We start from the raw sequence: 23691 nt of genomic DNA, 5'->3' as shown, positions 1-23691 counted from the left end.
GGAAACAGCGTGGTCGGGCCTTACCGGGGGTTGTTCGAGAGGCCCGGAGCGGCGGCGTTCGTCCTGGCCGGGCTCATCGGCCGGATGCCGATGTCGATGCTCGGCATCGGCGTGATCCTGCTGATCTCCACGCTCACCGAGTCGTACGCCACGGCCGGCGCGGTCGCCGCGACCACCAACCTCGCCTTCGCCGTGGCCGCTCCCCTGTCCGGGCGGCTGGTGGACCGGTTCGGCCAGAGCCGGGTGATCCCGCCGTTCGCGGTGGTGAACGCGCTCGCGCTGGCCGCGCTCATGGTGTTCGCCGGCTCCGCGCTGCCCGACTGGACCTACTACGCCGCTGGTCTGATCGTCGGCGCCACGTCGCTGTCGCTCGGCTCCATGGTGCGGGCCCGCTGGTCGGTCATCCACGGCGGCTCGGGGCGGCTGCACACCGCGTTCGCGTTCGAGTCGGTGATCGACGAGGTGGTCTTCGTCACCGGTCCTGCGCTGGTCACGGTGCTCGCGACCGCCGTGAACCCCTACGCGGGGCTGATCGTGGCGCTGGTCTGCATGCTGGGCGGCTCGCTGGCGCTGGCCGGGCAGCGGAGCACCGAGCCGCCCGTGCAGGAGATCAGGTCGTCGTCGGGCTCGCCGATCCTCATCCCCGGCGTGGCGGTGCTGGCCGGCGTCGCCCTCGCGCTGGGCGCGATCTTCGGCTCGGTGGACCTGATCACGGTGGCGTTCGCGGAGGAGCACGGCGTGAAGGGCGCCGCGGGGTTCCTGCTGGCGGCGTTCGCGGGCGGGTCGATGGTGTCGGGCCTGTGGTTCGGCTCGCGGCACTGGCGGATCTCGCTGCGGGCCAGGTTCGTACGGGCGCTCGCGCTGTTCGTGGTGGGCCTGGTGCCGATCGTCTTCATCGACCACGCCTGGCTCATGGCCGCCGCGCTGTTCCTCGCCGGCTTCGCCATCTCCCCCACGCTCATCACCAGCTTCTCGCTCACCGAGCGGCTGGTGCCGCCGTCGCTGCTCACCGAGGGCATGGCGTGGATCTCGACGGCCATCGGGTTCGGCGTGGCCGCGGGCGCGTGGGCGGGCGGGCGGCTGACCGAGTCGTACGGCGCCTCCGCCGCGTACGGCTTCTCCGTGGCCGCGGCCGTCGCGGCGGTGATCGTCGGCGTGGGAGGTTCGGGTTTGCTGAGACTTCCCGAGGCTGCTTCACCCTCCGAGAGCTGATCCGCTACGGTCGGGAGATCCCTCGCAACACCCAACACACTGGAAGCACTAGTTATGTCCCGACACATCAGTTCACTTCTAGCAATCGCGGCTGTTTGCGTGACCCTTGCCCCGGCGGCGGCCATCGCCGAGGCGACCCCCGCTCCCGCCCAGGGCGCAAAGTCCGCGGCCGCCGAGAAGAAGGCGGCTCCGGTCGACTGCTCCCAGGTGAAGTGCCTGGCGCTGACGTTCGACGACGGACCGGGCAAGTACGCGGGCACGCTGCTCGACACGCTCAAGAAGTACGACGCCAAGGCGACGTTCTTCCTTGAGGGCCAGTACGTCAAGAGCCGCCCCCAGTTCGTCAAGCGCATGGTCGCCGAGGGCCACGAGCTCGGCAACCACAGCTACAGCCACCCCGACTTCACCAAGAGCGACGCGGCGACGATCCGTAACGAGATCAAGAAGACGCAGGACGCGGTGAAGAAGGCCGCGGGCGTCGAGCCCAAGCTGCTGCGCCCGCCGTACGGGCTGGCCGACATCCAGGTCTCCGACATCGCCATCGAGTTCGGCATGCCGATGATCCTGTGGACCGCGGGCTCCGCCGACTGGAGCTCCAAGAACGTCAAGGCCATCCAGAAGCAGACGCTGGCCGTGGCCAAGCCGAACGGCATCATCCTCATGCACGACTGGGTGAAGCAGACCGTGGACGGCATGCCGGCGCTGATCAAGACCCTGAAGAACAAGGGTTACCACCTGGTCACGGTGTCCGACGTGATCAAGGACCAGAACCTGGAGCCCGGCGACATCTTCCCCGTTCCCGCAGGCTGGGAGAGATGAGTATCGTTCGCGTTTAATCGGACGACTTTCGCTGGAGGGTGCTCGTGGCCTTCGTCAACTGGGCGCGCAATCAGACGGGCACCCCGGCCGAGATCCGCGTACCGGCCCGCGCCGACGACGTCGTACGCGCCGTGCGCGACGCCGCCGGCTCCGGCCGCCGCGTACGCATGGTGGGGACGGGCCACTCCTTCACCGGAGTGGCCCTCACCGAGGGCATCATGCTCAGGCCGGACGCGCTCACCGGCATCGTCTCCCTGGCGGACGACCGGGTGACCGTCCAGGCCGGCACCCCCTTACGCGTGCTGAACGAGCTGCTCGCCGAGCGCGGCCTGGCCCTGGCCAACATGGGCGACATCACCGAGCAGACCGTCGCGGGGGCCGTACAGACCGGGACCCACGGCACGGGACGCGACAGCGGCGGGCTCGCCGACCAGATCGCCGAGCTGGAGATGGTGCTCGCCGACGGCACTTTGACCACGGCCTCCCCCGGCGACGACCTCTTCGACGCCGCCCGCGTGGGCCTCGGCGCGCTCGGCGTCCTGACCACCGTCACCCTCCGCGTCGAACCCGCCTTCCTGCTGCACAACCGGCGGCGCAAGCTCGCGCTCAGCGAGATGCTCGGCGCGCTCGACGAGCTGACCTCCGCCAACGAGCACCTCGACTTCTTCTGGCTGCCGCACACCGACGCCTGCCTGGTCAAGACCAACAACCGCAGCCCAGGGCCGCCCCGGCCGCCCTCCCCCGCCCGGCGCTGGCTGGAGACCGTCTTCCTGGAGAACACCGTCTTCGGCGCCGCCTGCGCGCTCGGCGCCCGGCTGCCCGCGCTCATCCCGCGCATCAACGCCGTCAGTGCCGCCGCGCTCGGGGAGTCGTCGTCGGTGGACCTGTCGTACAAGCAGTTCACCGCGCGGCGCGACGTGCGCTTCCTGGAGATGGAGTACGCCGTCCCGCGCGAGCGGCTGGCCCAGGCGCTGCGCGAGGTGCGCGACCTCATCGAGCGGATGGACTGGAAGATCACCTTCCCCGTGGAGGTGCGGGTGACGCCGCCCAGCGACGCGTGGCTGTCCACCGCGTACGGGCGCGCCACGGCCTACGTCGCCTGCCACGTCTACCGGCCGACGCCGAACCCGGCGTACTTCGCGGGCGTCGAGGAGATCATGACCCGCCTGGGCGGGCGGCCGCACTGGGGCAAGCTGCACACGCGGGACGCCGCCTACCTGGCCAAGGCGTACCCGCGGTTCGCCGACTTCGTCGCGCTGCGCGACCGCCTGGACCCCGGCCGGCTGTTCGCCAACGCCTACCTGGACACCGTCCTGGGCTGACCCGCCTCAACCGGGCGGCTCGGGGCTGCTCCCGCCGTTCCCGCCGTTCTCGCCGTTCCTGGGGTTCCCGCGGGGCCTGCCGTTCCTGCCGCGCCTGCGCCGACTTGCCGGTGACTTGCTCGTGCGCCGTCCGCCCGGTCAGCGCCTGGTGGACGAGGACGCCACGCCCTTCCCCCGGATCAGTGCTTCCTCACACCATGCGTTCGGTAAAGAGCTTTCTCGTGAATAGACGTGAGTGCGTGTCCCGGTGCTCGTGCGACCTGCGTGACAGGCACCCTTGTAACTCGTGCCCCGACGACTCGGCCTGCCCTCCGTGTACCTCGCCGCGGCTGTGGCAACGGCTGCCACGACCGCCGTCCCCTTGGCCATGACGCCCGCCTCCGGTCTCGCCCTGCGCGACACGCCGCAGGAGCCCGCCCGCCCCTACGTCGTCACGGCCCGCGACCGCGCGGCCGCGCGCGACCTCGTCGGGGAGGTGCGCTGGCGGGTACGCCGCTACTACACCTCGGCGCTGCCCGGCCTCGCGACCTTCCTCACGCCCGCCGAGCTGGCCGAGCTGCGCGCCGACCCGCGCGTCCAGACGATCGAGCCCGACCGTGAGATCCACGCCATGGCCACCCGCGAACCCACCCGCCGCGCCCCGGCCGGAGCCAGAGGCGACGGCACCACCGTGTACGTCGTGGACAGCGGGGTCAAGGTCCGCCGCGACCGGTTCGACGACCGGGCCTGGCGGGCCTTCGACGCCACCGGCGGCACCGGGCGCGACTGCCGCGGTCACGGCACCCGCGTCGCGTCCCGCGCCCACCGCGCCGCGCCAGAGGCGGGCATCGCGTCCATACGCGTCCTCGGGTGCGCCGGCACGGGGACGCTGTCGGACGTCCTGGCCGGGCTCGACTGGATACACCGGCACGCCCGGGGCCCCTCCGTGACCGCGCTGGCCATCGACGGCGCCGACTCCCCCGCCCTGGCCAGGGCCGCGGGGTCGCTGTCGCGCTCGGGGATGTTCGTCGTGGGGACCGCCGACGTAGGCGCCTGCCACGTCACCACCGAGGGGCTCGCCTTCTCCGCCCGCGCGCCGTATCTGGCCGGACTCGCCGCCCGTCACCTGGCACTTCACCCCAATTCAGGACCGGCCGCCCTGGCCGACCGGCTCGGCTGCTCGACGGCGCGGGGCGCGATTCGCCAGAACCCGTCGCGGCCACATAACCTCCTCATGCGCGATGGCGGGCTCTAGAGGTATGGACTCCAATGTGACCGGCGTCACATCGCCCATGGGCTATCCCAGGAAGGCGATGTTCGGACATGCCGGGTACGGTGCTGGCAGGCAACCGGCACACGCGAGAGACTCAAGGGTCCGGGGGAAGAATGGCGACGCTGACGAAGGGACTCGCATGCAGGAGCTCCGACTCGTCGCGGTGAGTGAGGACGGCACCTACCTCGTGCTGGCTACTGCCGGGCGAGGGACGCGCTTCACGCTTCCCGTGGACGACCGGCTCCGTGCTGCCGTCCGCGGCAACTTCTCCCGTCTCGGCCAGTACGAGATCGAAGTGGAGAGTCCGTTGCGCCCCAAGGAGATCCAGGCCCGCATCCGCGCCGGAGAGACGGCGGAGGAGATAGCCGCGACCGCCGGGATCCCGGTCGAGCGTGTCCGCTGGTTCGAGGGGCCGGTGCTCCAAGAGCGGGAATACGTCGCCCAGCAGGCGCAGCGCGTCGCCGTACGCATGCCAGGAGAGTCAGCGCCAGGGCCCACGCTCGGCGACCTCGTGGCCGAGCGCCTCACCAGGCGCGGCGTGCCCACCGACGAGATCGACTGGGACAGCGCCAAGCGCGACGACGGCCTCTGGCGCGTCAAGCTCGGCTACGTCTGGAACGGTCACACCCGCCACGCCGAGTGGCTCTTCGATCCGCGCAAGCGCCACGTCACCCCGCACGACGACGAGGCGCTCCGGCTGTCCGCCGCCGACTTCGACCCCGAGCCGCCGGTGGTCGAGGACACCACGGTGACGCCGTTCGCGCCGCGCGTGGCCAAGCTCCAGCCGGTGCCGCCGCTCTCCTCCGAGACGCTGCCGTTCCCGTCCGTGGTGCGCCGCGAGCCGGAGGAGCCGGCCGTGGGCTACGAGCCGGCCGGCCGCAGTGGCGACGGCCCGTACCCGTCGACGCGCGGCACCCGCGACTCCTCCCACGACGACGACTTCTTCGACCCGCCCGCGCCGGCCGAACCGCCCGCGGCCTCGGACGCATCCACCCGCGATGAACGCCGTCCCGCCCCCTTCGACCCGCTGACCCGCGATCCCGCGCGGCAGGAACCGGCCGCACGCGAGCCCTTCCACCCGCCCACGCATGAGCAGTCGCGGCCCGAACCGGGCCGCGAGACCGGCTACACCCGCCCCGGCGACCCGACCCGCCGCGGCGGGTCTTCGCCATGGCTGCCCGACTTCAGCTCCGGCCGCGACCCCGAGTCCGCGATCTACGCCCCAGCCGACCGCACCCCTGACACCACCGACCGAGTCCCGGGCACCGCCGACCGTATGCCCGGCACCGCCGAGCCCTCGCACGCGGCCGATCGCACCCCGGTCACCGCCGAGCCCACCCGCCCGGCCGACCACACCTCAGGCGCCACCGAGCCCATTCGCCCGGCCGATCACGCACCTGTCACCGAGCCCAACGGTCCGGCCGACCGTGACTCCGCCGCGCCCCAGAGCCGGCCCGCTGACACGCCACAGACCGCTTCCGCCGCCACCGCGCCTCCTGAGCAGGCCACCCAACTCCGGCCCCAGGCTCCTGCGCCCGCCGCCGAGCACATCACGCAGCAGCAGCCCATCACCACGCAGCCGCCTGCCGACGCGACGACCACCGTCCAGCAGCCGGCACCCGCCACATCCCCGGCGACCGCTGCCGAAGCGCTCACGCCCGCTCAGGAGGTGGCGGCACCCTCACCCGAGGCCGCTGCCCCTGCACCCGAGCAGCCTCAGGCCACCACGGACGCCGCTGCCACGGCGACCGAGCCCGACCTCGTCACCGCGACCGCCGAGCCGACCACCGCCACTGAGTCCCAGCCCGGCACCGCCGCTGAGTCCCTGGCCAGCACCACCGCTGCGCCTCAGGCCACCACCGCCACTGACACCCCGGCCAGCACCGCCACTGAGCCTCAGGCCACCACCGCCGCTGAGCCCGCAGCCAGCACAACCGCTGCTCCTGTGGCCAGCACCATCGCTGCGCCTCAACCCAACGCCGCCGCTGAGCCCCAGGCTCAGGCCCAGGCCACCGCCGACGCTGTCGCACCCGCCGCACCCGACGCAGCGGCCACCTCTGCGTCGCCCGGAAGCACGACCTCCGAGGCAGCCGAGCCCAAGACCGAGGCCGCCTCGCCAGCAGTCGAGCCCAAGACTCCGGAGGTCTCCGCGACCGCCGAGGCGTCGGCGCCCACCCAAGCCGCCCGCGAGGCCACACCGGCGCAGGCGGCAGAGACGGCGCCGGCCGTGCCCGCTGCGGAGCCCCAGGCCGAGACGCCCGAGGCCCAGGCCGCGCCCACCGACGCTCCGGCAACCCAGCCTGAGCCCGCCGACGCTCCGGCAACGCAGGTCGCGCCCACCGACGCTCCGATGGCCCAGGCCGTGCCCGCCGACGCTCCGGCGACCCAGCCCGAGCCCACCGGTGCCCCGGCAGCTCAGGCCGCGCCCACGGATGCACCAGCGGCCCTGGCCGCGGCTGGGGATGCGCCGGTGACCCGGGCCGAGGCTGCCGACGTCTCCGCTGCCGGCACCGAGTCCGCTGCGGCACAAACCGGTACCGCTGCGGCACAAGACGACGCCGCTCCGAAGGCCGAGTCCGTCACCTCTGAGGCGGAGAAGGCGGTCACCGTAGACACGCCCGCCGAGGTTTCCTCGCCTGAGCCCGCCGCCGCTTCCGTACAGGAGCCGACGGCTCAGCCCACCGCCGGCCCGGCGCCGACGCCCATCGCCGAGCAGACCTCCAGCGCGGACGAGCCTGCCGCGCCCGAGAAGGCGGCCACGCCCGAGCCGTCCGAGAACGCGACCGCTCCTGAGCCGCAGAAGACTCAGGAGCCGGAGAAGGTGCGGGAGCCGGCGGCCGCGGCCGAGCAGCAGGACGCCGATCGTGGGAAGAAGTCCGCGGAGCCCGTCCAGGAGCCGAAGCCGCGTCCGGCGCCCAAGCCGAAGCCCGCCCCTCCTGCGGTCCCGGCCGCACGGGCGGGCAAGGACGACGGCAAGGAGGAGCCCGCCGTCCAGGTGCCCGCGCCTAAGCCCGCTCCGGGCCGGCGCAAGGGTTCGAGGGGCCGCCGCGCGTCCGTTCCGACGTGGGACGAGATCATGTTCGGCGCCCGCCGCCAGGACTGACCGCTCCCCACCCGGCCAGGGAAAACCCCTCCACGGCCAACCCACCCAAACCCAGCAACACCCGCACAAGACACCCGGACGGACAACACACCACCCGGTCAACGCACCACCCGCTTTACACGCAAGCCATCACCCCGCCGTGGCGGCACCGGGACACGGCGCCACCCGGACACCGCGCCACCCGGCCAAGACATCCCGGACGGCGCCCCCAGACAACTTCGGCGCCCCCGGACAACTTCGACGCCCGAGTCCGTCGGTGTCCGAGTCCTCCGGTGTCCGAGCCCTCCGGTGTCCGAGCCCTCCGCGGTCCGAGCCCTCCGCTGTCCGGACGCTCGCGCAGCCGAGACCGTCGGCACCACAGCGCAGCGGCACGCGAATGCGCCCGCGCGTGGACACGTTTGAAGCGGAACGCCGCGGCGATCCCAAGGCGTCCGTGCCACGCCCGGCCCCCAGGGCGTCGCCGCCCACCGCCTGCCGCCCTGACCATCGCCTGCGGTGAGCGCCGCCGCACGCCGGCCTTTCCCGTTCGAACCTCCGCCCCAACCCGCGTCGCCCGCTGTGCCCGGATCCCTGCGCATCTCGACCTCTCACGGCAGACCAAGGTCATCGGTGTCAGGGGGATGATGGCCAGCGGGCGGAGATCGCCTCCAGCGTCCCCGTTCGGGCCTCCGCCCCAACCCCACATTGCCCCGGCGTGTCCAGACCCTGCGCATGCCGACCGCTCACGGCGTCGTCTCGATGTCAGGGGCGGCATCAGGAGCGGCGGAGGGGATCGCCTCCCGCCGTCCCGTCCCCGTGAGGGTTCTGGTTGAGGAAGGGGGCAAGCCATTCCGGGGTCACTTCGGTGGAGAGGTCGACGGCCTGGGTCATCGATACGTCCATGGCCGAGTAGCCGCCCTTGCCCGCGCCCACGCCGGCGATCAGCGTGAGCACCCCGGCGCGCCGCTGGAACCAGGTCTGCCGGAGTCGCCAGCCCACCACGGCGCGGCGTTCGACCACGGCCTGGGCGCGCCGGAGCGACCCTGACCGTACGGAGAGCCGGCGGCCGTCGTAGCCGTGGCCGAGTGAGGCGTACCGGTCGAGGCCGAGCGGGACGCCGGCGGCGGCGAGCAGCAGGGTCACGATGAGGAGCATCCACCAGATCATCGTCCCGAAGAGCCACACGCCGACCGCGCTCACCAGGGCCGCCGCCGCCCAGGGGGCGATGGCGCGGAACAGCCGCCGCTGCCGGGCCACGGGCGGATGGGGACGCAGGTCGCCCCGGTAAGGGCCGATCGCGTCGCCGGTGACCTGGAAGGCGACGCTACGCGGTACGTCGGGCAGGAGTTGCCCACGCGTCTCCGAGTCGCCGAGCCCCGTCACGATCGCCCAGGCGCGGACGACCCCGGCCCAGCGTTCGGCCAGGCCGTCCACGATCTCGTAGCCGCGTACGCGCTGGAACTCCAGCGACACGCTGCGCCGGTTGATCAGCCCGCGCTCGGCCACCAGGTAGCCGTCGCGGCGCTTGAGGCGGAAGTCCCAGTTGAAGACGGCGTACATGACCCCGCCCGCGACCGGCATCGCCAGCACGAGCAGCACCGCGACGGCGAGCAGCAGGTACGGGTGGTCCCAGAGCCACTGCCCGGCGTTCCAGGCGGCGTCCCGGCCGAAGCCCAGCTCGTCGCCCCACTGAAACGCCAGCCCCACGGCACCGCCGGCGAAGGCGAAGGGGGTGAGGAGGTACGCGCCGGACAAAGGCCCGTACAACAGCCACTTCCTGGGCACGGCGAAGATCGTGCGTTCGGCGGGCTGGGCCGGCTCATGGGCCGGGGCGCCGGGGGCCGCCGGTGTGGACGTGCGGCGGAGGAGGACGGCTTTGAGGCGTTCGGCCTCGTCCAGGGTGACGCCGGCGAGCTTGGCCTCCTCCTCGTCGCCGCTCGCCCCTGTGTCGATCTTGAGCACGGCGAGGCCGAGCAGCCGGTGCATGGGCGGGGTGGAGACGTCGACGCCGCGGATCCGCTCCAGGGGGATGGTCCTGATCGAGCGGCTGATCAGCGACTGCTTGGTCTCCAGGCGGTCGCCGACGATCTCGTACGTGAACGTCGCCCAGCGGACGACGGCGTACACCACGGCGGCGACGACTCCCACCGCCGCGAAGCCGTACGACCTGGCCGAGAAGCCGCCCACGAACAGCACGCCCACCAAGGGGAGGAGGAGGGAGGGCAGCATGCGTACGGGGTCGATCAGCAGCACCTTGGGACTGAGCCGCTGCGGCGCCCGCCCCGTCTGGGGGTAGGGGTACGGCCCCTCGGGCCCTTCCCACGGCCCCCGCTCCCCACCCGCTCCAGGAAGCGGCACCGGCTGACCCGACACCGGCTGACCCGACACCGGCTGACCCGACACCGGCTGCCCCCCGGGCGGATGAGGGACCCCCATCCCAGGAGGCGGGACAGGACCCGGACCCTGCGAGCCCCCGTCCGGGGCCTGGCGGCGGTCGTCGTCGGATGGAGGGTGCTCTGGGGTGCCGGGGTGGTCCGGGGTGCCGGGGTGGTCCGGGGTGCCGGGGTGGTCCGGGGTGCCGGGGTGGGGGTCGGTCATGTGGCGTCGTCCCGGAGTTGCTCGGCGCGGTGCGCGAGCTGCTCGGCCAGACCCGCCGCCACGTGGAAGTCGAGGCCCTTGATGGTGGACGAGCCGGCGTGGGACGCCGTACGGATCTCAAGGGTGGCCAGGCCGAGCATGCGCTCGAACCAGCCCTGCCCCTTGTCGACCGTCTGGATGCGGCTCACGGGCACGAACACCCACTCCCTGGTCAGGAACCCCGACCTGGCATAGACGACGTCGCCTGACAGCTCCCAGCGGTGCACGGCGTACCGTACGAACGGCTCGGCCACCAGGAACGGCAGCACCACGACGAGGACCGCCACGGGCAGCAGCCACGAGTCCTCAGCGAACCAGTCGGGCACCCATGACCACCCGCTCCCGCCCACCCACGTGGACACCAGCAGCGCACCGCCCATGAAGAACAAGAACGCGATCAACGATTCGAGGAGCCACAACCTGATCGCCTTGGGCGAGACGCGGTTCGCCGGATCGCGCAGCGGGCCTGTTGACGTCACAAGCCCAGCTTAGGGTGCGAACCGGGCAGGCGATCAGTTCACCTGCGGTACGAATCCACCGCCTCACCCGATATCCGGGCCTACCATCCTGTCTCGCCCATCCCCCCGGATCGGGAAGGTCCCGGGGCGGGCGGTAAAGATCCCCGGTGCGGCACGGCGTGTCGGGTCGGAGGGCCGCCGGGGCGGTGCCATGCTCGGTGGCGGCCAACCGCAGGCTGTCGAGCTTGGCCACGTCGGCGGCGCCACGTTCGTGCCAGCCAGGCCCGGCAAGCGCGTGACCGCACCACTGCGCGATCGCCTCACGCAACGTGGCAGCCGCCGTCCACGGAAACAGCGCAGCCGAAACTCCGCAGGAAGCACCGAAGACGGAGCCCCGGTGATTGCGCACCGGAGCGGTTCCGCTACCCTGCTGTTCGAGCTGGCACACCTGGTTTTTCTGCTGGACGCCCGGTCCGAAACCTATGTCCCTTTTCGGGCAATTGACCGGGGATCTCCCGATCGCCCCCATACGCGATGAACTCGCAGGTGGCAAGGCTGTATCGGTGCGTGAGACAGAGCCCCGCGAGACCTCCTCATGCCCTGTTCATGTGGCCAACTTCACTACCCGGATGCCGTCATTCTGGCTGTTTTCGGATCCTTTACCGACCACGGACCATCGAGAAACGGTCTGCGCACCGCCGAGACCCGCGTAGCATCATCCGGCATGGGGCTGTGTAACACGGCATCACGCGTGCGACGCGTCACCGCCACTGTGACGGCGGTGGGTGTCGCGTTCGCCTTGTCAGGTTGCGGCAGTCTCGGTTTCATCGGCAGATCACAGGCGAAGGACATCGCGGAGATCAACGTCACGAGTCCTGAGCTGCGCGAGGGCAAACCGCTGCCGCGCGAATACTCCTGTCACGGCGACCAGGGCAGCCCCCCGCTGCGCTGGTCGAGCCAGCCGCTGTCCGAGGCGAAGTCGATCGCGATCGTGGCCGACAGCCACACGGGGTCCGATTCGGCCGTCCACTGGGTGATCTACAACATCCCGGCGACCACGACCGAGCTCGGCCCCAACGCCGCCGCCGACCCGCCTGAGGGCTCCGGTCAGGCGGCGGTGACCAGCGGGCGGGCCGGCTACGAGCCGCCCTGTGAGGACAAGGCAAGCTATCGGTTCACCGTCTACACGCTGGACGACAAGGTCGAGAGCGCCGAGGGCGCGGAGCTTCCGCAGATCTTGAAGCAGATCGCGAACCAGACCATCGCCCGGGGGCGGCTCACGGCGGTGAACATCGAGTGAACACCTGAACACGGCATGTGGTGCCGGTGTACCAATTCTTCACGTAGGGTGTGACAACTCTCATAGTGGTCCGACACAATCAGATCCAATCGTTAGGCACTGGTGATCAAAGGGGGCAGATCGCGTCGATGGCCGCGCGATCTCATCGGTGCCAGAGGGAGGCCATGGCTTTGAGGGTGGTGCAATGATCGCGGTCGTAGTGAGCTTGGTCGCTGTCGTGCTCCTCGTGCTCGTCGTCGTGGCACTGGGCATGCGTTCGATGAACCGCAGGGAGAGCTCGCTTCCTCCGGAACGGCTGAAGGAGATGGCCGAGAAAGAGGAGCAGACCCAGACTCGTTCGACGGACGAGTTCTCGAAGCATGAGCCCCGGATGGCCAACTTCAGCCCCGATTTCAGCCCCATAGACGAGCCGAAACCCAAGCCGGTCCGCACCGGCCAGCGTGGCCGTCGTGGCGTCGACGAGTGGGGCAACCCCACCAACGACGACGATGACGAGGAGTTCTGGGCCAGCATCCGCAGTGACGCGGAGGAGGGCGGGTTCGGTGCGGGTGGCACCGTCGCCGCCAGGAAGGCCGCCTCCCGTCCCGTCGAGCGCCCGTCCGAGCGCCCGTCCGAGCGTGAGCGTCCCGCCGAGCGCGAGCAGCAGCGTCCCGCCGCCCAAGCCGACCGGCCCACCGACCGGCCCACCGACCGGCCCGCAGCGCGGCCCGGCGGACGTTCCTCCGGACGTCCCGCCGAGCGGTCCGGTGAGCGCCCCGCCAAGCGGCGTCCCGCCAAGCCGCAGCCCGCCGCCTCCGTCGACCCCAACGCGGCCACCGTGCAGGCCCCGCTCCCTCAGCGCCAGCCCGCCGCCGCCAACCTCGCCGACCTCGTGGAGCCGCAGAAGCGGGCCAAGCCCTCGCAGTCCGAGCTGGCCGACCAGCGCACGGTGACGTTCGCGGCGCCGACCGCCGACGTGATGAGCATCCTCGCCCCCGGCGCCCAGCCGGTTCCGGCCCCCACGCCGCCCGAGCCCGCCACGAGGCCCGCCCAGAGGTCCAGCCAGAGGCCGGCCCCGGTGGCCTCCAGCGGCGTCTCCTCCAACTACCCAGCCACGGGCGGCGGCTACGGCGCGGGTTCGGCGAGCGGCTCCTATCCCGCCACCCCCGCGGCGACCGGCAGCGGCTCGTTCCCCGCGGTCAGCCCCACCTCCAGCGGCAGCTTCCCGGCCGCTCCCGTCGCGCCGATCCACGGCGCCCCGACGAGCGACCCGTTCCCCGCCTACAGCGGCACGCCCGACCCGCTCGACCCCTCCTACGGCAACACCGCGCGGCCCGGCAGCACGTCCGGCTCGTGGCCCGCCGCCTCGCCCGACATCCTCGACGACCCGGCGCCGAGCGACACCCCCTACGGCGGGGCCAGCTCCTGGCCGGCGTTCGAGCAGCCCGCCGCGCGCTCGTCCTACCCCGCCTCCTACGAGGTGCGCTCCGGTTACGCCGTGGCCGACGACTCCGACCCGCTCACGAGCCCCTCCCCCGCCACCGGCACCCCGACCGTGCCGGGCCGGGCGGTCTCCAACTACGACGTGCTCTCGGCTCCCACGCCGCCTCCGGCGCAGCCGGCGTCCCCGTTCGCGGTGGGTGCGTACGAAACGGGTGACATCACCACCAGTCCGGCGGCGTCCTGGCCGGAGCCTCCGGCGCCGGAGGGCGGCTGGCCCGCGTACGGCGGCGGCAAGGAGAAGGAGGGCGGCCGCGGGAGCCACCGCAGGTCGGCCCCCGAGCAGGACCTTCCACACGACTATTACAGATGATCTTTCGTACCCATTAATCCGTAAAACCAGCGTGACGCCCCCCTAAAGCGAGGGAGACGGAGCAATAGGGTTTGCTCCATGTTCCGCGACACGAAGAGTAGCTGGCTGGGCACCCTCCGATACGACGTGCCGGCCTCGCTCGTGGTTTTCCTCGTCGCGGTGCCCCTCTCCCTGGGCATCGCGATGGCCTCGGGAGCGCCGCTCGTCGCCGGGCTGATCGCCGCCGTGGTCGGTGGCGTCGTGGCGGGCGCCCTGGGCGGCTCGGCGGTGCAGGTGAGCGGCCCCGCCGCGGGCCTGTCGCTGGTGGTCGTGGACCTCGTGCACACCTACGGCTGGCGGGCCACCTGCATGATCACCCTGCTGGCGGGGACCGTTCAGCTCGTGCTCGGGGTGTTCAAGGCGGCCAGGGCCGCGCTGATGGTCTCGCCGGCCGTCATCCACGGCATGCTGGCCGCCGTCGGCGTGATCATCGCGCTCGCCCAGCTGCACATCGTGCTCGGCGGCAGCTCCCAGCGCTCGGCGGTGGCCAACCTGGTGGAGCTGCCCGGCCAGATCGCGAACCTGCACGGGCACAAGGTCGCCGTCGGCGTGCTGACGATCCTGGTGCTGGCGCTGTGGACGCGGCTGCCCAAGCCGGTCAAGGTGGTGCCGGCGCCGCTGGCGGCACTGTTCGCGGCGGCGGTCACGGCGTGGGCGTTCGGCTGGGACGTGACGCGGGTCGACCTGTCCGACAGCGTGACGGAGTGGGCCTTCCCCGTGCTGCCGCAGGGCGACTGGCACCTGGTGGTGGCCGCGGTGCTGCTGGTGGCGCTGCTCGCGGGCTGCGAGTCGCTGCTGTGCTGCGTGGCCGTGGACGGCCTGCACACCGGCCGCAGGGCCGACCTCGACCAGGAGCTGACCGGCCAGGGCGTGGCCAACATGGTCACCGGCGCGCTCGGCGGGCTGCCGGTCGCCGGGGTGATCGTGCGCAGCAGCGCGAACGTGCAGGCGGGCGCGCGTACCCGGTGGTCGGCGATCCTGCACGGGGTGTGGGTGCTGGTGTTCGCGTTCGGGTTCGGCTGGACGATCACGCTGATCCCGCTGGAGGCGCTGGCGGCGCTGCTGGTCTTCATCGGCGTGCAGATGGTGAACCTGGGCCACGTCAAGAAGGTGCACGGGCACGGCGAGGTGCCGGTGTACGTCGTGACGATGGTCGCGGTCATCCTGCTCGGGCTGGCCGAGGGCGTGCTGGCCGGGCTGGCGCTGGCCGCGCTGCTGGCGCTGCGCCGCCTCACCATGGTGACCGTGCTCAGGCGGGAGGACCGAGAGGGCCGGCTGCGGGTGACGATCTCGGGGTCGCTGACGTTCCTGGGCGTGCCGCGGCTGACCCACGAGCTGCGGGCGGTGCCCACCGGCGCCCACGTGGACCTCGACCTGAACATCGACTTCATGGACAACGCGGCCTTCGAGGCCCTGCACTCCTGGCGGCTCGACCACGAGCGCACGGGCGGCACGGTGGACATCGACGAGCTGCACGACGAGTGGTACACGCTGGCCGCGAGCGGGGGACGTACGCTGCCGAAGAAGTCGCCGCTGAAGGCGCCCGACCGGTCGTGGCTGCCGTGGGCGCACCGGCGCCGCGCCCCCGCCGAGCCGCCTGACAGCGTGGGGGCCGAGTGCCAGCTCACCGCGGGCGCGCGCGAATACCACCGCCGTACGGCGCCGCTCGTCCGCCCGATCTTCACCGAGCTGGCCCGCAAGCAGCAGCCGTCGCACCTGTTCATCACCTGCGCCGACTCCAGGATCGTGCCCAGCCTCATCACCGCGAGCGGCCCGGGTGACCTGTTCACCGTGCGCAACATCGGCAACCTCGTGCCCCGCAGGGGCGCCGAGCCGCACGACGACTCGGTGGTGGCCGCCATCGAGTACGCCACGCAGGTGCTGAACGTCCGGACCATCACGGTGTGCGGGCATTCGGGGTGCGGGGCCATGGCGGGGGTGCTGAGCGGCGGCGTGCAGGCGGGCAGCCTGCCGGGGCTGCGCCGGTGGCTGCGGCACGGGCACCACAGCCTGGCCACGTTCATCGAGCTCGAGGGCGACCGGCTGCACAGCGGGGCGCTGGACGTGCTGTGCCGGGTGAACGTGCAGCAGCAGCTGGAGAACCTGCGGACGTACCGGAAGGTGGACGAGCAGGTCAGGGCGGGGAAGCTGGAGCTGGTCGGGCTGTACTTCGACATCGGCTCGGCCCGCGTGCACATGGTGCCGCCGCTGCGGCCCGCCACCCCGTTCGTCGGCATGCCCGCCCGCCGGGTGATGACCGCCGATCGCCGCGTTCTGGGTAATCCTCCGCAGACCGGGCGCGGCGCGCGCGGTTAGGGTCGCGGTGCCAGCGAGGTTCGGCCGTCTGCCCACGGCGTTCCTCGTGACGCCGGTCCTGGCTCCCAGGGGCCGGAGGGGCGGAGGTGCCCGTTCGCCACGCCCTGTCGCGGTTCGTCGCGGCGGGGTGCCGGCGGTGGCGCGATGTCCGGGACGATCACCTCCGCCCCTCGTCGCTCCTCGTCGCTCCCGGCGGGGCATGCTGGAGGGATGACCGCGTTCCAGCATCCCCGTTTCGCTCAGGCGTACGTAAGGGCGTCCGAGCTCGCCGACCGGCGCGGTGCGTACGCGCACCGCCGCCGCCTGCTGGCGGGCCTGCACGGCCGGGTGATCGAGATCGGCGCCGGCAACGGCCGCAACTTCCCCCACTACCCGCCGTCCGTCACGGAGGTGGTGGCGGTGGAGCCGGACGACACGCTGCGCGCCCACGCGGTCGCGCAGGCCAGGTCGGCGCCGGTGCCCGTGTCGGTGGTGCCGGGTCACGCCGACGCGCTCCCGGCCGGCGACGGCACGATGGACGCGGCGGTCGTGTCGCTGGTGTTGTGCTCGGTGCCCGCGCAGAGCCGGGCGCTGGCGGAGATCGTGCGCGTGCTCGCCCCCGGCGGGCGGCTGCACTTCTACGAGCACGTACGCTCCCCGCGCCGCGCCACCGGCCTGCTGCAGGACCTGCTCACCCCGGCCTGGCGCCGGGCGGCGGGCGGCTGCCACCCGAACAGGGACACGGTGGCGGAGATCGTACGGGCGGGCTTCGAGGTGACGGAGATCGACCGCTTCCCCTTCGCCCCGCAGCCCCCGATCCCGCCCTTGACCCATGTCCTCGGCACCGCCGTCTTCAAGGACTGATCAGCGCAGGTTGCCGAAGAACCGCCGCATGTCCTCCACGAGGAGGTCGGCCGCGTCCTGGGCGGCGAAGTGGCTGCCCCGGTCGTAGACGTTCCAGGAGACGATGTTCTTGTGGTCGCGCCGGGCGAACGTCTTGATCGACTGGTAGTCCCAGGCGAAGTTGGCCAGGCCGAGCGGCACGGTCGTCGGCTCCGGCACGGTGGTGCCCCGGCCGTTGGTCTTCTGGGTGGCGGGGGCGGTCGCCGCGTCCTCGTAGTAGAGCCGGGCGGCTGAGGCGGCGGTGTTGGTCAGCCAGTAGATCATCACGTTGGTGAGCACGACGTCGGGGTCGAGCGGGCCGAGGAGCTGGGCGTGCCAGCCCAGCAGGCCGGCGGGCGAGTCGGCCAGGGCGTGCGCGAGGGTCTGCGGCTCGGTGGACTGCAGCTTGTCGTAGGCGCCCCTGTTCTCGGTGAACCACTTGGCGAAGTCGAGCTTGCCGCGCTCGTCCTCGGTGAGCTGCTCCAGCTCGGCCGGGTCGCCGGAGGGGAAGGAGAAGACCTGCGTGACGTGCACGCCGACGACGTGCTCCGGGTCGGTGCGGCCCACCTCGGGCGAGATGAGCGAGCCCACGTCGTTGCCGGCCGCGCCGTAGCGGTCGTACCCGAGCCTGCGCATCAGCTCGGCCCAGGCGCGGGCCACCCGATAGCGGTCCCAGCCGCGCTCCTTGGTGGGGCCGGAGAGGCCGAAGCCCGGCAGCGACGGGATGACCAGGTGGAACGCGTCCGCCGGGTCGCCCCCGTGGGCCCGGGGGTCGGTGAGCGGGCCGATCACCTCCAGCCATTCGGCCACCGTGGCCGGCCAGCCGTGGGTCAGGATCAGCGGGGTCGCGTCCGGCTCCGGCGAGCGCACGTGCAGGAAGTGGATGGTCTGCCCGTCGATCTCGGTGGTGAACTGCGGGTACGTGTTCAGCCTCGCCTCCCAGGCACGCCAGTCGTAGCCCGTGCGCCAGCGCTCGACCAGCTGCTTGACGTACCCGACCGGGACGCCGTACTCCCAGCCGGGCGGCACCCGGCCGGCCGGGGCGGAGTCGTCCGGGGGCAGCTCCTCGGCCCAGCGGGTCCGTGCCAGCCGCTGCTGGAGGTCGTCGAGGTCGTCCTGGGGGACGTCGATCCGGAACGGGACGATGTCGTTGCTCATGAGGCCAAGCTAGACACCGAATAGGCACAGTCCGTTCCTAATGGAGAGACGGGAATCGGAGCCGCACCTTGAGCGTCCTGGCCGCCGCCTGCCGTGACCATGAGCGGCCGCCTGGCGTCACCGGGGCCCGGGTCGTCGTGCACGCCGCTGCCACCGCGCCGCCCCCCGGCTCTTGAGACGGCCGGCGGTGATCAGCCGAGGACGGGGAAGTTGCTGCGGAAAGTGCCGCGCGGGTCGCGGGCGCGCTTGATGGCGCGGAGGCGGTCCAGGGTCTCCGGGGTGAAGGCGGCGGCGGCGCGTTCGCCGGGCGCGAGGAAGGTGAACGGCTTGCGGCCCGTGGTGTGCGGGATGAGCGGGTCGGTGATCTGCCGCATGCGGTCGCGTACGGCGGCGCCGCCGTCGGCCCCGGGGATGCCGAACAGGTACAGCGCGAACGGCTCCTCCAGGTGACCCGCGGGGGTGCCGGACGGGCGGGCGAGGGCGCCGCCGAGGTGCCGGACCTGAACGCTGAGCAGCGGTTCGATGGGGCGTTCCAGCAGGGCCGCCGCCACCTCGTCGGTCAGGCCGGTCAGGAGTTCGGCATGGGAGCAGCCCGGACCTGGGTCGGTGGGCTCGGCGGTGATGGAGCCCAGGCGGTCGACCGGCAGCACGGCGCGTGAGTCGGAGAGCGTGCCCCCGATCTTCTCCAGCGGGCGCAGCAGGGTCTCCGCGTCGCCTGCGTCCCCGAGGAAGGTCACGTCGACCGCGACCATCGGGGCGGCGCCGGGGAAGTGCAGGAGTTCGTACCAGACGGTCAGCTCCTCCGGGGCGGTGCCGGTGATCTGGCGGTAGGCGTCCAGGACGGCCGGGGCCTTGGCGGCGGGCCACAGCATGCGCCCGCCGTACAAGGTGGGCGCGGGGTGCAGGGCGAACTCGGTCGCGGTGACGACGGCGAAGTCCCCGCCGCCGCCGCGCAGCGCCCAGAACAGGTCGGGGTCGCTCTCGGCGGTCACCCTGGCGCGGGCGCCGCCGGCGTTCACCACCTCGAAGGCGCGCACGCTCTGGGCGGCGAAGCCGTGCTTGCGGCCGAACCAGCTGAGGCCGCCGCCGAGGGTGTAGCCCGTGACGGTGACCGCGGGGCTGCTGCCGGCCAGGCCGGTGAGTCCGTACGGGCTCGCCGCCGACAGCACGCGCCCCCACGAGACGCCGGCGCCCGCGCGGGCGATCCGCTCGTCCGGGCGGACGTCGAGCTCGTCGAGGCGGCCGGTCCGCAGGAGGATCACCTCGCCGGTGTTGCCACTGGCTCCGTGGCCGCTGGGCTGGGTGGCGACGGTGAGCCCGGCCAGGCGGGCGTACCGGACCAGGGCCGCCACGTCGTCGGCGTCGGCGGCCTCGACCACGGCCCGTACGGGCTGCTCGACCGCCAGGTTCCAGGGCCGCCGGGCCAGGTCGAAGCCCTCGTCTCCCGCCACGAGCACCCTGCCGCGCAGTTCGTCCTTGATGTTCATGCTTTCCCGCCCCTTGTGATCGTTGACGGCTCCACCGTGCCGGACCGCGTCTGGGATCGAGCTGGGGTCGAGTTGAGGTGCCCTAGAGTGAGGTCCGGCATACCGGGGGAAAGGGTCATGACGGGGTTGGAGTTCCGGCTGTTCGGGCCGCTGGAGGTGACCGGCGGCGACCGGAAGGCGTTGGATCTCGGCACGCGCAAGCAGCGCGCCCTGGTGGCGATGCTCGCGCTGGAGCCCGGCCGGGTCGTGGCGCTCGACCGGCTGATCGAGGAGCTGTGGGCCGGTGAGCCGCCTGCCGGGGCGACCCGTACGTTGCAGGCGTACATCGCCCACCTTCGCCGGGTCCTGGAGCCCGGACGCCCGCCGCGCACCCCGCCCGCCGTCCTGCTGACCCGCGACCCCGGTTACCTGCTGGCCATCGCGCCGGGGCAGGTCGATCTGTGGCGCTTCACCGCCTGGGCGGACGAGGGCCGCGTGGCGCTGGCTCAAGGCGCGCATGAGAGGGCGGCCGGCGTCCTCGGCCGTGCCCTCGATCTGTGGCGTGGCGATCCGCTCGGGGAGTTCGCCGGTGAGGAGTTCGCCCAGCCCGTCGTCGCCCGGCTCGCCGAGACGCGCGTCACGGCCATGGAGGACCGCTTCGACGCCAGGCTGGCCCTGGGCGAGACGGCCTCCCTGATCCCCGGTCTCGAGGCGCTCGTCGAGCACCAGCCGTACCGGGAGCGTGCCTGGTCGTTGCTCGTGCTCGCGCTCTACCGGTCAGGCCGGCAGGCCGACGCGCTGGCCGCGCTGCGCCGCGTACGCACCCGATTGGCCGACGACCTCGGCCTGAGCCCCGGACCCGGGCTGCGCGAACTGGAGCAGGCCGTCTTCGACCAGGCACCGGATCTGCGTCCTCCCCCGGTCACCGTGACAGAGCCCGCGCCGGAGCCTGGCGAGGTCGGCCTCATCGCGCGCTCAGGCCAGCTGGAGCTGGTGCAGCATGTGCTGGGGGAGGCGCGGCGCGACCGGGGCGGCGTCGTCCTGGTCACCGGGGAGGCGGGGATCGGCAAGACCCGGCTCGTCCGCGCCGCCGCCGACCTCGCCGCCGCACGCGGCTTCCAGGTCGTCTGGGGGCAGTGCGTGGACGGCACCGCACCGGCCTACTGGCCATGGAGGCAGATTCTGCGCGAGGCCGGTGACGGCTCAGGGCTGCTGTCGGGCGGGGCGCCCGATCCCGAGCAGGACGTGTTCGGCCTGTACGAGCAGGTCGCCGACGTCCTGACGCGGAAGGAGACGCCGACGGCCGTCGTCCTGGACGACCTGCACTGGGCGGACGTCTCCTCGCTGCGGCTGCTGAGCTTCGTCGCGCAGGCGGCCGTACGGCATCGCCTGCTCGTCCTCGTCACCTGCCGCCCCGAGCCGGGCGACCATCCCGACGCGCTGCGCGACACCCTCGCCGTGCTGTCACGAGCCGGCGAACGCGTGGAGCTGCGCCCCTTCACCGCCGGCGACGTGGCGTCCTACCTGCGCGCCAAGCGGATCGCCGAAGAGCCAGGGCTGGTAGGAACGCTGCTGGAAAGGACCGGCGGCAACCCCTTCTACCTCGGCGAGCTCCTGCGGCTGCGCGGAAGCGAGCAGGCGGTGCCCGACGGCGTACGCGACGTCATCGAACGCCGCGTCGCCCGGCTGCCCGAGGAGACCCGCGCCCTGCTCCACGCGGCCTCGGTCGCCGGCCGCGACGTCGGCGCCGGCCTGCTGGAGAGCGTGACCGACAGCACGGCGGAGCAGGTGATGACGTCCCTGGAACCCGCCGTCGCGACGGGACTGCTGGTCGAGCCGCCGGACGGGGCCGACTACCGGTTCGCCCACGCCCTGGTCAGGGAGGCGCTCTACGCCGGGCTCGGCCGGCTGGCGCGATCGCGCCTGCACCTGCGCGTGGGCGAGGCCCTGGAGCCCGTGCTGCCGGAGTCGGAGTCGGCCATCCTGGCCCACCACTTCACCCAGGCCGTCCGGCTGGGCGGAGCGGACAAAGCGGTCAAGTACGCCTCCCGCGCCGCCCGCCACGCCGCCGGCCAGCTCGCGCACACCGAGGCCGTCGACTTCTGGACGATGGCCCTGTCGGCGCTGCCGCCCGGCCGGGACGGCGAACGGGCCCGCCTGCTCACCGAACGCGGCCAGGCCCACCGCGCCGTCGGCCGGCCGCAGGAGGCACGCGGCGACTGGGAGGAGGCGATCCGCCTCGCCCGGGCGATCGGCGACCGGGCGGCGCTGATCCCTGCAATCACCGCGGCCGGCGGGCCTTCCCTGTGGAACTGGCGCGCGTACGGCGTGGTCGACGACGCCATGGTGACGGTCATCGAAGAGCTGCTCGACGGCCCGCTCACCGACCCCGACCGTGCCGCGCTGCTGGGCGCGCTGGCGCTGGAGCTGCACTACGGGCCGCGCGGCGCCGAGGGCGAACGCCATGCCGCCGAAGCCGTCAGGATCGCCAGAAAGGTCGGGGACGTCCCCCTGCTGGCCAGGACGATGAACAACTACCTGCTCGCCGCGTTCCGCCCCGGCCGCAACGCCGAACGCCGCGCGATGGCCGCGGAACTGGCCGCCCTGCCCGGCCTGCCGGTCAGCGGCGAGGTGATGGCGCGGGTCTTCCTGATGTCCTGCCTGCTGCGCGACGGCGACCTGGCGAGCTGGGACCGGGAGCTGGCCCGCTGCGAGACGCTGCTGAAGGCGGCACCGCGTCCTGAGCTGGAGTCGATGGTCCGCATCGCCCAGACCGCCCGCGCCACCCTCGACGGCAGGTGGGACGACGCGGAAGAACTGCTCGCCGAGTACGGCGACCTGCAGTTCGGCTCAACGTTGTGGGGCCGGTCGTTCCGGCGCCTGGTGACGACATACACCTGCCGCCGCGCCCAGGGCCGAGTGCCCGAAATCCTGGACGACCTGACAACCGCCGCTGACACCCCCGACCTGGTCCCCCTACGACCGCTCGCCGTGCTGGCTGCCATAGAGGCGAACCGCGAAGAGCTGGCCCACGACCTGATGACCCGATGGGGCACCGAAATCCCCGACGACTGGACCACCGACTTCCTCCTCCCAGTCTGGGCCCTGGTCGCCGCCCACCTCGGCACCCCGAACCCCCGCGATCTGTACAACCGCCTGATCCCGTACGCAGACCAATACGTAGTGGCCGGAATGGGCTCCGCCTGCTGGGGCCCGACCCACCACATCCTGGCCCGCCTGGCCCACCGCCTGGGCGACGACCAAGCAGCCCAAATGCACACCCACGCAACCCAACAGACCCACCACCGCTGCGCACCGTCCGCTTAGAAGCCTGAGCCCCACTTCATCGATTCGGCACGCAAGCACCTGCCGCCGAAAGCCTCCGAACGGGCGCGGAAGGCCCTCGACAAGCAGTTGGCGTCCGGCGGGTGTGCCGCCGATGTGCCCTCTGGAAACTTCGACGCTGTCGGCTGAGCCTTCCGCCAAGGGTGTGGGGGACGAGTCGGCCTGTAGGCCGGGTTCTGTCCTTCTTGCGAAGGGGCGACCATCCATCTAGGACCGCCGTTGCCGGCGGTCTCAAGCGGTCTACCCGCGCGACTCGGGCGGGCAGCCCTCGAGCGTCGCGCGCGGAACGCCTCGAAAGGCGTCCCTTCTTGACCTTGCTCCGGGTGGGGTTTACCTAGCCGCCCACGTCACCGTGGGCGCTGGTGGTCTCTTACACCACCCTTTCACCCTCACCTTCCGGCCGAGGCCGGGAGGCGGTCTGCTTTCTGTGGCACTTTCCCGCGGGTCACCCCGGGTCGGCGTTACCGACCACCCTGCCCTGTGGAGCCCGGACCTTCCTCGGCGGGCCCGGAGGCCCGACGCGGCCGCCCGGCCGACTCGTCTGGAGGAGGTTATCAAACCTCAGGTCATCCCCAAGTCATCGACAAGATCGGATCGGTGGAATGGGCCGTCATCGCCTGAGGGGGACGATG

14 protein-coding genes and 1 other RNA gene are annotated in these 23691 nt (G+C 72.5%); 10 read left to right on the top strand and 5 right to left on the bottom strand.

Annotated elements, in window-relative coordinates:
* The first annotated feature begins 9 nt into the window (after positions 1-9).
* From AB0K18_RS25475 to sepH, 5 genes are all read left to right on the top strand, one after another.
* Positions 10-1212, top strand: a complete 1203-nt coding sequence (locus tag AB0K18_RS25475; protein WP_364918563.1) for an MFS transporter — start codon at positions 10-12, stop codon at positions 1210-1212.
* Positions 1213-1311: 99 nt separating this feature from the next.
* A complete protein-coding gene (locus tag AB0K18_RS25470; RefSeq protein ID WP_364918560.1) occupies positions 1312-2031 on the top strand; it encodes a polysaccharide deacetylase family protein in 720 nt (239 codons plus the stop codon).
* Between the two features lie 44 nt (positions 2032-2075).
* The gene (locus AB0K18_RS25465; protein ID WP_364918558.1) at positions 2076-3353 is read left to right on the top strand and encodes a D-arabinono-1,4-lactone oxidase; all 1278 of its coding nucleotides are present in this window, start codon (positions 2076-2078) and stop codon (positions 3351-3353) included.
* Between the two features lie 286 nt (positions 3354-3639).
* Positions 3640-4587 carry a protease inhibitor I9 family protein gene (locus AB0K18_RS25460; RefSeq protein ID WP_364918556.1) on the top strand — a complete coding sequence of 316 codons (948 nt, stop codon included), beginning with the start codon at positions 3640-3642 and terminating at the stop codon, positions 4585-4587.
* A gap of 157 nt (positions 4588-4744) precedes the next feature.
* Entirely contained in the window at positions 4745-7708 is a 2964-nt protein-coding gene (gene sepH / locus AB0K18_RS25455) for a septation protein SepH (protein WP_364918553.1), read from the top strand.
* Positions 7709-8461: 753 nt separating this feature from the next.
* Here sepH and AB0K18_RS25450 read toward each other — a convergent pair.
* On the bottom strand, positions 8462-10045 hold the full coding sequence (locus AB0K18_RS25450; protein WP_364918550.1) for a PH domain-containing protein: 1584 nt from the start codon (positions 10043-10045) through the stop codon (positions 8462-8464).
* Between the two features lie 236 nt (positions 10046-10281).
* Positions 10282-10803, bottom strand: a complete 522-nt coding sequence (locus AB0K18_RS25445) for a PH domain-containing protein (RefSeq protein ID WP_364918547.1) — start codon at positions 10801-10803, stop codon at positions 10282-10284.
* Between the two features lie 730 nt (positions 10804-11533).
* Between AB0K18_RS25445 and AB0K18_RS25440 the strand changes: the two genes are divergently transcribed.
* From AB0K18_RS25440 to AB0K18_RS25425, 4 genes are all read left to right on the top strand, one after another.
* Positions 11534-12082, top strand: coding sequence for a YbhB/YbcL family Raf kinase inhibitor-like protein (locus AB0K18_RS25440; RefSeq protein ID WP_364918544.1), 549 nt, complete (start codon positions 11534-11536; stop codon positions 12080-12082).
* Between the two features lie 184 nt (positions 12083-12266).
* Entirely contained in the window at positions 12267-13874 is a 1608-nt protein-coding gene (locus AB0K18_RS25435) for a hypothetical protein (RefSeq protein WP_364918541.1), read from the top strand.
* A 78-nt stretch (positions 13875-13952) separates the two neighbouring features.
* A complete protein-coding gene (locus AB0K18_RS25430; RefSeq protein WP_364918538.1) occupies positions 13953-16229 on the top strand; it encodes a SulP family inorganic anion transporter in 2277 nt (758 codons plus the stop codon).
* 210 nt (positions 16230-16439) lie between these two features.
* Positions 16440-17072, top strand: a complete 633-nt coding sequence (locus tag AB0K18_RS25425; RefSeq protein ID WP_364918536.1) for a class I SAM-dependent methyltransferase — start codon at positions 16440-16442, stop codon at positions 17070-17072.
* Here the strand turns inward: AB0K18_RS25425 and AB0K18_RS25420 are convergent, their stop codons facing one another.
* On the bottom strand, positions 17073-18248 hold the full coding sequence (locus AB0K18_RS25420) for an epoxide hydrolase family protein (protein ID WP_364918534.1): 1176 nt from the start codon (positions 18246-18248) through the stop codon (positions 17073-17075).
* Positions 18249-18439: 191 nt separating this feature from the next.
* Complete coding sequence (locus AB0K18_RS25415) at positions 18440-19735, bottom strand: FAD-binding oxidoreductase (protein ID WP_364918531.1); 1296 nt, start codon at positions 19733-19735, stop codon at positions 18440-18442.
* Positions 19736-19852: 117 nt separating this feature from the next.
* Between AB0K18_RS25415 and AB0K18_RS25410 the strand changes: the two genes are divergently transcribed.
* A complete protein-coding gene (locus tag AB0K18_RS25410; protein WP_364918528.1) occupies positions 19853-23041 on the top strand; it encodes a BTAD domain-containing putative transcriptional regulator in 3189 nt (1062 codons plus the stop codon).
* A 167-nt stretch (positions 23042-23208) separates the two neighbouring features.
* On the opposite strand, the gene rnpB is transcribed toward AB0K18_RS25410, so the two are convergent.
* Positions 23209-23599: RNase P RNA component class A (rnpB, locus tag AB0K18_RS25405), an RNA gene on the bottom strand.
* Between the last annotated feature and the right edge of the window lie 92 nt (positions 23600-23691).

The sequence above is a fragment of the Nonomuraea sp. NPDC049421 genome (genome assembly GCF_040677005.1).
GTDB lineage: Bacteria > Actinomycetota > Actinomycetes > Streptosporangiales > Streptosporangiaceae > Nonomuraea > Nonomuraea salmonea.
Note: the sequence above shows the minus strand (reverse complement) of the source record. Positions and strands in the feature narration are given on the sequence as shown.

Coding starts and splice junctions, on each gene's coding strand:
- AB0K18_RS25420 (WP_364918534.1), bottom strand. CDS start 18,248: ATGAGCAACGACATCGTCCCGTTCCGGATCGACGTCCCCCAGGACGAC.
- AB0K18_RS25410 (WP_364918528.1), top strand. CDS start 19,853: ATGACGGGGTTGGAGTTCCGGCTGTTCGGGCCGCTGGAGGTGACCGGC.
- AB0K18_RS25425 (WP_364918536.1), top strand. CDS start 16,440: ATGACCGCGTTCCAGCATCCCCGTTTCGCTCAGGCGTACGTAAGGGCG.
- AB0K18_RS25415 (WP_364918531.1), bottom strand. CDS start 19,735: ATGAACATCAAGGACGAACTGCGCGGCAGGGTGCTCGTGGCGGGAGAC.
- AB0K18_RS25435 (WP_364918541.1), top strand. CDS start 12,267: ATGATCGCGGTCGTAGTGAGCTTGGTCGCTGTCGTGCTCCTCGTGCTC.
- sepH (WP_364918553.1), top strand. CDS start 4,745: ATGCAGGAGCTCCGACTCGTCGCGGTGAGTGAGGACGGCACCTACCTC.
- AB0K18_RS25430 (WP_364918538.1), top strand. CDS start 13,953: ATGTTCCGCGACACGAAGAGTAGCTGGCTGGGCACCCTCCGATACGAC.